The sequence below is a fragment of the Kitasatospora sp. NPDC057198 genome, assembly GCF_042670125.1.
GTDB lineage: Bacteria > Actinomycetota > Actinomycetes > Streptomycetales > Streptomycetaceae > Kitasatospora.
The window spans coordinates 1-8,405 of sequence record NZ_JBHUWH010000352.1; the positions used below are offsets into that span (position 1 = coordinate 1).

Sequence of the window (8,405 nt, forward strand, 5' to 3'; positions counted from 1 at the left end):
GCCTGGAACCGGCCGGCCGCAGCGGCTTCGGCCTGCACCTGCACCGCTGACCCGGCACCCGCGGGGCCGCCCGGCCCGGCCCGGGGCACGCCGCGCCCCGGGCCGCCGCCCGGCCGGTAGCATCGGCGGATGACCGAGTTCCGCATCGTGCTGGCCACCGCACTGGACCCGGACGAAGCCTGGCGGCGCGTCACCGACTGGCCCCGCCACGCGATGCCGCTCACCACCGTCCGCTCCGACGGCCGCACCGTGACCGCCCGCACCGGCATCGGCCGGCACGGCTTCGACGACGTGATGGACGTCGTCCGCCGGCAGCCGCCCGGCCCCGGCCGCCCCGGCCACTGCCGCCTCGTCAAACGCGGCCCGCTGATCACCGGATGGGCCGAGATCGACGTCCGCCCGCACCGCGGCGGCGCCGTCGTCCGCTGGCGCGAGGACCTGCGGATCGCCCCGCTCCCCGCCCCGCTCGACCGCCCCACCGCCTGGTGCGCCCGCCTCCTGTTCCGCCGCACCCTGCACGCGCTGCTGCGCTGAGGGGGCGCAGGCCGAGGCGCCGGAGGGCCGAGGACGCACCTCCGTCCCGGTCGTCCCGCAACTTTTCCCGTCCGGGAGGAACGCTCCGGCCGAAGCCGGGCAGGAGTGTTCCGACGGAACGGGCGGGAACACCGAAGGGGTGGACGGATGAGTGAGGGGACGAGCACGCTGCTGTGGGTCGCGGCGGCGGTGTTCCTGGTCGCGACGGTGGCCGCGGTGGTCGTGCTGGTGGTCAAACTGGTGCGCACCAGGCGGCTGCTGGCCGACACGAACATTCCGATGTCGAAGAAGGTGCTGTTCTGGGGGGCGATCGCCTACCTGGTCTTCCCGGTGGACCTGATGCCCGACCCGGTCCTGATCGACGACATAGGCGTCCTGATGCTGGCCCTGCGCTCCCTCAACAAGGCCGTCCCCGAGGGGATCGCCCGCCGCGCGGGCCGCCGCGACCGCCGGAACTGACCGGCCGCGACCGTTCCGGGGCCGTTCCGGGGCCGGAGTCCGGGCCGGTGGGTGATGGATCCGGCCCGGCCGGGTACGGTCGGAGCAGACAGCTGGGAGGGCAGAGGGATGACCGCGACGGCAGAGACCGGGACGCTGCGCGTGCCGCGCAGCATCAACGGCATCGAACAGGCGCTCACCTACGAGGAGCGCGCCCGGTTCTACGGCGAACTCGGCCCGGTGGAGGACCCGGTGGAGCGCGAGGCGGTGATCGGGGCCTGGTGGCTGCGGGCGATGTCCGCGGCGTACGGGAGCGACCGGGCGGGCTTCCGGGCCGCGGTGGCGCCGGCGCTGGTGGCGGGGCGCTCGGAGCGGGCCGGGGCGGCCGCCGCGTGAGCGGCTGGCGGATCTGGCTGCAGGAGCAGCCGGCCCGCACCATGCTGGAGATCTCGAAGGCCGACGAGGTGCTGTTCGCGCTCGTCAACGCCGCCCTGGTGCTGCTGGACGACCGGGCGGGAGCGCCGGTCGACGAGTGGGGCGACCTGCGCAGCGTGGTGCTGGCCGGCTCCGTCACCGCGGAGCTGTTCGTCGACCCGGAACAGCGCACCGTCGACGTGCTGCGGCTGGTCTGGGTGCCCGGCCTGGGCGGCTGAGCCCGCCGGCACGGCCGCCGAACGGGCTTGGTAGGGTCCGGCCGTGACCCTGACCGACCTGGCGAACGGCTTCCGCGACGACGAGCAGCTGCAGCGCGTCCAGGCGGTGGTCCACAACCGGCTGGCGGACGACCGGGAGCCGCAGGAGTGCCGGTACCTGATGCGCTTCTGGTGGCAGCTGCGCATGACGTACCGGGAGGTGACGGTCGAGGAGCTGCGGCAGAACGTCGGGGAGCGGAAGCTGGAGGCCGTCCTGGACCTGGTCGACGCCGTCAGGTCGTCCCACGAGGAGATCGACGCGTGGGCCGACGCCGCGGAGGAGACGTTCCCGGTGGTCCTGGACCGCGGCTCCGGCGCCGCCGAGGAGCAGTAGGGGAGACCGCCGGCCGGTTTCGACGCGGCGTGCTCGATCGCGGTCCGGCCGGGTCAGTCGTGGTCCAGGACGGCGGTGACCACGGTGTGCAGGTGGCGGCGGAAGCGGTCCAGGACGGGGAGGTCGAGGGGGCCGCGGCGGGTGCCGGCCGGGTCGATGACGCCGGCCTGGCCGAAGGAGTGGGACGTCCAGACGATGGTGAAGACCAGCATCTCGACGTCGGCGCCGGGGCCGAGGCCGACCCGGTCGAGGACGGTGCGGACGGCGCCGGCCACCTCGGCGACCAGCGGGCCGGCGAACTCGCTCTCGATGTCGGAGTGGTCGGCGCCCTCGGCCAGCCAGCGGCGCATCCACAGCGCCGGGACCTCGGGGCGGCGCAGGCAGAAGGACAGGTAGTCGTCGACGAAGGCGAGCAGCGCGGCGCGCGTCCCGTCGGGGGTGGGGTCGCAGGCGTGCAGGCGGGCCAGGGCCTCGGTGACCACCTCGCGCTGGGCGAGGTGGGCGCGGCGCATCACCTCGCGGTAGAGCGCGGGCTTGGCGCCGACGTGGTAGGCGACGGTGGCGATGTTCAGGCCGACCGCGTCGCCGATCGCCCGGGTGCTGGTGGCGTCGTAGCCGCGCTCGGCGAACAGGCGGGTGGCGGTCGCCAGGATGCGTTCGCGGGGGCCGTCCTCGGGCAGGGCGCTCATGGGCATCGAGGATAGCGGACCGCAGCGGAAGAAATCCATCAGGTGATGGGGGGCGAATTCGCAGGTCACCACCCATTGTGCCGGACTCCATCATTCGATTGAATGAGCGCCCTTCGACGAGAGGAGCACCCGGCATGGGCTCGACCAGGGTGGCGGTGATCGGCGCCGGCGCGGCAGGACTGGCCGCCGCCAAGGCACTGCTCGACCAGGGGCTGGAGGTCACCGTCCTGGAGCGCGGCACCCGCGTCGGCGGCCTGTGGGCGGGCGACGACGGCCCGGAGGGCTCCCCGGCGTACGACAGCCTGCACCTGAACACCAGCAGGGGCCGCACCGAGTTCGCCGACTTCCCGATGCCCGCGCACTGGCCCGACTACCCGTCCGCCGCCCGGGTGGCCGGCTACCTCGCCGACTACGCCCGGGAGTTCGGCATCACCGGGAGGACCAGGTTCGGGACGACGGTGCGCCGGGTCGTCCGGGACGCCGACGGCTGGCGGGTCGACGGCGAGCGCCACGACGCCGTCGTCGTCGCCAACGGCCACAACCGGGACCCGAAGTGGCCCAGCCCCGGCTACCCCGGCGACTTCGCCGGCACCCAGCTGCACGCCCACGACCACCGCCGCGCCGACGCGTACGCGGGCAGGCGGGTGCTGGTCGTCGGCACGGGCAACTCCGCGATGGACATCGCCGTCGACGCCTCGTACACCGCCGACGGCCCGGTGCTGCTCTCCGCCCGGCACGGCACCCACATCGTCCCCAAGTACCTGTTCGGCCGCCCCGCCGACGCCACCGGCGGCGCCCTAGCCGTACTGCCCTGGCGGATCCGGCAGGCCGTCGCGCAGCGCGTCCTCGCCCTCGCCGTCGGCACCCCCGGCCGGTACGGGCTGCCCGAACCCGCCGGCGGCCTGTTCCAGAACCACCCCACCATCAGCGACACCGTCCTGCACCGCCTCACCCACGGCGAGATCGAGGCCCGCCCCGGCATCGAACGGCTCGACGGCACCCGCGTGCACTTCACCGACGGACGCACCGACCCGGTCGACGTCATCGTCTGGGCCACCGGCTACCGCGTCACGATCCCCTTCCTGGACGAGCGCTGGACCGGCCCCGACCCCGAGGAACTCCCGCTCTACCAGCGGGTGTTCCACCTCGACGACCCCACGCTCAGCTTCGTCGGACTGATGCAGTCCACCGGCGCCGCGCTCCCCGTCGTCGAGGCCCAGGGCCGACTGGTCGCCGCCCACCTCGCCGGGCGCTACGCCCTCCCGAGCCCCGAGCGGCAGCGCGCCCACGTCCGCCGCGCGCACGCCGCCGCCGTCCGGCGCTGGGGCGACAAGCGGCCGATGATGCGGATCGACTTCGACCAGTACGTCGCCGCCGTCCCCCGCGAACTCAAGGCCGGCGCCCGCCGGGCACAGAAGGAGAAGAACCGGTGACCCTCCTGAACCGCCGCCAGGACCCGCGCGGGCGAAGGGTGCTGATCACCGGCGCCTCCGGCACCATCGGACGCGCCCTCGGCGCCCGCCTCACCGCCGCCGGCGCGCACGTCCTCGGACTCGACCTGCGCCCCACCGGCGACGAACCCTTCCCCGTGCTGCGCTGCGACGTCACCGACGACGACGCCGTCACCACCGCCGTCGGCGAGGCCCTGGAGACCCTCGGCGGCCTCGACGTCCTGGTCAACAACGCGGGCACCGGCGGCCCCGCCCCCGCCGAGCACGCCCCCGGCGCCGAGGTCCGCCGCCAACTGGAGATCAACCTGCTCGGCACCTGGCGCACCACCGCCGCCTGCGTGGACGCCCTGGTCACCGCCCGCGGCCGGGTCGTCATGGTCACCTCCCGGATGGCCGTCATGCAGCTCCCGCTGGCCGCCGCCTACGGCGCCTCCAAGCGCGCCATGGTCGCCTACGCCGACGCGCTGCGCCTCGAACTCGCCCCCCACGTCGGCGTCAGCTGCGTCTACCCCTCCGCGGTGCGCAGCCCGATCCACGACTCCACCAAGGCCGCCGGACTCTCCCTGGAGGGCATGAGCGTCTACGAGCCGCTGGAGGGCGTGCTCGACGCGATCACCGGGGCGGCCTTCTCCACCCGCCCGCGCCGGGACGTCACCACCACCCGCAAGGGCGCCGTCGAGTTCTTCCTCGCCCGCCACCTGCCCGCCCTCACCGACCGGATCGTCACCCGCACCCTGCACGCCCGCGCCGCCGCCGGAGCCTTCGACGGCGCCGAACTCGCCGCCGGCGTCGTCGCCCGCAGCGGCCGGAGCACCCGCAGCGGTCGGAGCGCCCGGAACGGTCGGAGCGGTCGGAGCGGTCGGAGCGGTCGGAGCGGTCGGAACCGGGGGACCGAGTGACGGCGGCCGGGGCCGGGCGGAAGGCACTCACCCTGTACGCCGCCGGCTCGGTCGGCATGGGCGTCTGGGTCACCGCGCCCGGACTGCTGCTGCTCTACTTCCTCACCGACGTGCTCGGCGTCCCCGCCCTGCTGGCCGGCCTCACCCTGCTGCTGCCCAAGGCCGTCGACGTCGTCGCCCACCCGCTGCTCGGCTCCCGCTCCGACCGGCAGGCCCGCCGCGACGGCCACCGGCGGCGGATGATGCGCACCGGACTGCTGCTCGGCCTGGCGATGACCGCGATGTTCAGCGTCCCGCCCGGCCTGCACGGCTGGGCCGCCGCCCTCTGGGTCGGCGGCTGGTTCACCGCCGGGAACCTGCTGTTCGCCGCCTTCCAGGTGCCCTACCTGACCACCCCCTCCGACCTGGCGGTCGGCTACCACGAACGCACCCGGGTCTTCATGTTCCGGACGGCCCTGCTCACCGTCGGCCTGCTCGCCGCCGGCGTCGCCGCCCCCGCCCTCTCCTCCGGCGGCACCCGCGCCGACTACGCCCGGATGGCCGTGCTGCTGGCCGCCGCGACGGCCGCCTCCGGAGCCGTCGCCCTGCTCGGCGTACGCCGGCTCACCGCCGAGTGCGGGTTCAAGGCCCCCGCCGAACGGGCCGGCCACTCCACCCGCGCCGACCTGCGCACCGCCCTGCGCGACCCGGACTTCCGCCCCCTGGTGCTCTCCTACCTGTTCACCGGCACCACCACCCACCTGTTCCTGGCCGCCCTGCCCTACGTCACCGAGTACGTCTTCCACGACGGCCGGCTCACCGCCCTGTTCATGGGCCTCTTCCTCGCCCCCGCGATGCTCTCCGGCCCCGCCTGGACGGCCTGGTCGCGGCGCGAGGGCAACGGCAAGCAGCGCGGACTGCTCACCTCCCAGGCCGCGTTCGCCACCGGCTCGGTGCTCCTGCTGCCCACCGCCGCCCTGCTCGACGGGGCCGCCCGGACCGCCGCCACCGCCACCGTGGTGATGGCCATGGGAGTCGCCTTCGCCGGGCTGCAACTCTTCGCGTTCTCGATGCTCCCGGACGCCGTCGCCGCCGCCGGCACCGCCGAAGCGGGCGCCTACACCGGCGTGTGGACCGCCACCGAGGCCACCGGCACCGCCATCGGCCCCTACCTGTACTCGGCCGTCCTCGCCCTCGGCGGCTTCGCCTCCAGCACCGGCGGCACCCACCCCGCCCAGAGCGACACGGCCCTGACCGCCCTGCTCACCGGCTTCACCCTGCTGCCCGCCGCACTGATGGCCCTCGCCCTCGGCCTCCAGCGGCGCTGCGCCCTGGACGCCCGGCGGTGACGCCGACCGCCACCGGAATCTGGCCGATCGTCAGGAAAAGCCTTCGCAAAGGGAGTCGGCGACAGCCCGGCGGGGTACGTGACGGTCGGGGGTGGGGCCGTGGAGAAGGTGCTGTGGGGGCCGATCGGCGGGATCGCGGCCGTCCTGGTGCTGTGGGGCACGCTGGCGCTGCACGACGGGTCCGCGCGCCCGGTCGGCTTCCTCGGGTTCGTCCTGGTCATGGCCCTCGGCGTGGCGGGCGTCATCCGGCTCGCCAGGAACGACGAGGGGCCGGCCGCCCTGGCCGTGATGCTCCTGTACTCGGCCTGGATCTTCCTCTCCATCGCCGCGCTCGGCATGCAGGAACAGCAGGTCCTGCACGACCGCGGCGCCACCTCGAACGCCACGGTGACGCGCGCCATCGTCACCTCCGACCCGATGGGCGGCGTCGGCCCGTCCGTCACCGCGGTGGACGTGCGGCTCGACGACGGCTCCGTCCTCCACAAGATCGCCACCAAGGGCGACCACCCCGCGCTCGGCGACCGGCTCCAGGTCACCCAGGACCCGCGCGGCAGGTTCGACACCCGCCTCGGCCCCCGCCCCGACGCCCCGGACCGCACCGTCGCCGTCGCCATGCTGGCCGTCATGGGCCTCTGCGCCCTCCTCACCGTCCTGCTGCCCGGCGACTGAGCCCGAGCCGGGCCCCACCCGGGCCGGGCCGGTCGGTCAGCGCAGGACGGCCGCCAGCAGATCGGTGCCGAGGGCGCCGGTGGCGGCCAGGTCGAGGACGTGGTGCACGTGCCGTCCCCGGCGGTGGGCGGCGAGCAGGCCGGCCCGGCGCAGCACCGCGAGGTGGCGGGAGATCTCGGGCGGGGTGAGGTCCCAGGCGCGGGCCAGCTCGCCGGTGGTGTGCGGGCCGCGGGCCAGGGTGCGGACCAGGCGCAGCCGCACGGGATGGGCCAGCGCCTCCAGTCGCAGGCTGACGGCCTCCAGCGGGACGCTCGCCGCACGCTCCCCGTCCGCCGCCGGGTACTGCACCACCGGCTGCCAGCCGGAGGCGTGCACGACGACCAGGTGCGGGTGGCCGAACACGCTCGGCAGGAAGGTCACCCCGGCCCGGCCCGCCCGCGCGGTGGAGTCCTGCAGCTTGTCCAGCACCAGCGAGCCGCCGTCCGGTGTGACGGCGACCGCCGCCGACACCTCGGCCAGGGCCGCGGCCAGGCCCTGGCGGCGCATCAGCTCGGCCTTGTCCCGCACGTCCCGGCCCAGCCGGGCGGCCAGCGCCGGCCACTGAGCGTCGAAGAACGCCTCCGCGCACAGCTCCAGGGTCTCCCGCACCCGGGCCCGGACGGCCGCCGGATCCGCCAGCAGCCGCTCCGCGAACGCCTCCTGGACGGGGCCGCGGGCCTGCGCCCGCTCCAGCGCGGCCGCCCGGGCCGCTGGGTCGTGCAGCGGGGAGCGGTCGGCGAAGGCCCGCCGGTTGGACCCGCAGGTGGTGATCAGCGCCGCGTGCGCGTACCGCTCGTCGTCGAGCGCGTCCACCTCGTCCAGCTCGGCCGCCAGGGTGGCCCGCGGCCGGGCCGGCACCAGGAAGTCCGCCCGCGAGGAGCGCCACAGGAACTCCGCCTCGCGCAGCCGCTCGGCCGGCCCCGGGCGCAGCCCCGCCCACACCCCGGCCGCCCAACCGGCCAGCTGCGGATGGTGCTCGGGCGAGGCCAGCACGTGCAGCATCGCGGTGAGTTCGGCGAGCGGGGAGACGCCGAACCGGATCCGCTCCGGCGGCGTCCCGGCGAGGTCGATGCGCAGGGTCACCCCGCCATTCTCGCTGCTCACGGGCGCGGCCCCGGCGCCGGTTGACGGAAAGCGTCAACCGACGTGACCGCCCCGCCGCCCGGCCCGCACCGTGGCGCCATGACCGCCACAGCCACCCCCGCCGCCGTCGTCGCCGCGCCGGCCCGGCCGCCCCTCCGCCGGCTCGTCCGGGCCGGCGGCGGCCCGCGCTACGCCACCGCCCTGCTCGTGGACGCCCTCGGCTCGGGCCTGCTGCGCCCGTTCCTGCTG

11 protein-coding genes and 1 pseudogene are annotated in these 8,405 nt (G+C 75.6%); 10 read left to right on the forward strand and 2 right to left on the reverse strand.

What is annotated here, in order from left to right:
* Positions 1–129: 129 nt before the first annotated feature.
* The 5 genes from ACFUEL_RS29595 to ACFUEL_RS29615 all read left to right on the forward strand — a co-directional run bounded on the left by ACFUEL_RS29595 (position 130) and on the right by ACFUEL_RS29615 (position 1,998).
* Positions 130–534, forward strand: coding sequence for an SRPBCC family protein (locus ACFUEL_RS29595; protein WP_380239842.1), 405 nt, complete (start codon positions 130–132; stop codon positions 532–534).
* Positions 535–681: 147 nt separating this feature from the next.
* A complete protein-coding gene (locus tag ACFUEL_RS29600; protein WP_380239843.1) occupies positions 682–993 on the forward strand; it encodes a YkvA family protein in 312 nt (103 codons plus the stop codon).
* Positions 994–1,101: 108 nt separating this feature from the next.
* A complete protein-coding gene (locus tag ACFUEL_RS29605) occupies positions 1,102–1,368 on the forward strand; it encodes a hypothetical protein (protein ID WP_380239844.1) in 267 nt (88 codons plus the stop codon).
* Positions 1,365–1,625 (forward strand): hypothetical protein, encoded by a 261-nt coding sequence (locus ACFUEL_RS29610; RefSeq protein ID WP_380239845.1) that lies wholly within the window; start codon positions 1,365–1,367, stop codon positions 1,623–1,625. The genes ACFUEL_RS29605 and ACFUEL_RS29610 overlap by 4 nt, the downstream gene beginning before the upstream one ends.
* A 43-nt stretch (positions 1,626–1,668) precedes the next feature.
* Entirely contained in the window at positions 1,669–1,998 is a 330-nt protein-coding gene (locus tag ACFUEL_RS29615) for a hypothetical protein (protein WP_380239846.1), read from the forward strand.
* Positions 1,999–2,051: 53 nt separating this feature from the next.
* Here ACFUEL_RS29615 and ACFUEL_RS29620 read toward each other — a convergent pair whose 3' ends face one another.
* Complete coding sequence (locus ACFUEL_RS29620) at positions 2,052–2,687, reverse strand: TetR/AcrR family transcriptional regulator (protein ID WP_380239847.1); 636 nt, start codon at positions 2,685–2,687, stop codon at positions 2,052–2,054.
* Between the two features lie 134 nt (positions 2,688–2,821).
* On the opposite strand from ACFUEL_RS29620, the gene ACFUEL_RS29625 reads away from it, so the two are divergent.
* The 4 genes from ACFUEL_RS29625 (at position 2,822) to ACFUEL_RS29640 (ending at position 7,034) form a co-directional block, all read left to right on the forward strand.
* The gene (locus ACFUEL_RS29625; protein ID WP_380239848.1) at positions 2,822–4,120 is read left to right on the forward strand and encodes a flavin-containing monooxygenase; all 1,299 of its coding nucleotides are present in this window, start codon (positions 2,822–2,824) and stop codon (positions 4,118–4,120) included.
* Positions 4,117–5,037 (forward strand): SDR family NAD(P)-dependent oxidoreductase, encoded by a 921-nt coding sequence (locus ACFUEL_RS29630; protein WP_380239849.1) that lies wholly within the window; start codon positions 4,117–4,119, stop codon positions 5,035–5,037. Before ACFUEL_RS29625 ends, ACFUEL_RS29630 begins: the two co-directional genes overlap by 4 nt.
* Positions 5,034–6,365 (forward strand): MFS transporter, encoded by a 1,332-nt coding sequence (locus tag ACFUEL_RS29635; RefSeq protein ID WP_380239850.1) that lies wholly within the window; start codon positions 5,034–5,036, stop codon positions 6,363–6,365. Before ACFUEL_RS29630 ends, ACFUEL_RS29635 begins: the two co-directional genes overlap by 4 nt.
* Before the next feature lie 99 nt (positions 6,366–6,464).
* Positions 6,465–7,034 (forward strand): hypothetical protein, encoded by a 570-nt coding sequence (locus ACFUEL_RS29640; RefSeq protein ID WP_380239851.1) that lies wholly within the window; start codon positions 6,465–6,467, stop codon positions 7,032–7,034.
* Between the two features lie 36 nt (positions 7,035–7,070).
* On the opposite strand, the gene ACFUEL_RS29645 is transcribed toward ACFUEL_RS29640, so the two are convergent.
* A complete protein-coding gene (locus tag ACFUEL_RS29645) occupies positions 7,071–8,156 on the reverse strand; it encodes a DUF5937 family protein (RefSeq protein WP_380239852.1) in 1,086 nt (361 codons plus the stop codon).
* A gap of 99 nt (positions 8,157–8,255) precedes the next feature.
* On the opposite strand from ACFUEL_RS29645, the pseudogene ACFUEL_RS29650 reads away from it, so the two are divergent.
* Positions 8,256–8,405: pseudogene (locus ACFUEL_RS29650) on the forward strand (MFS transporter); the annotation flags it as partial.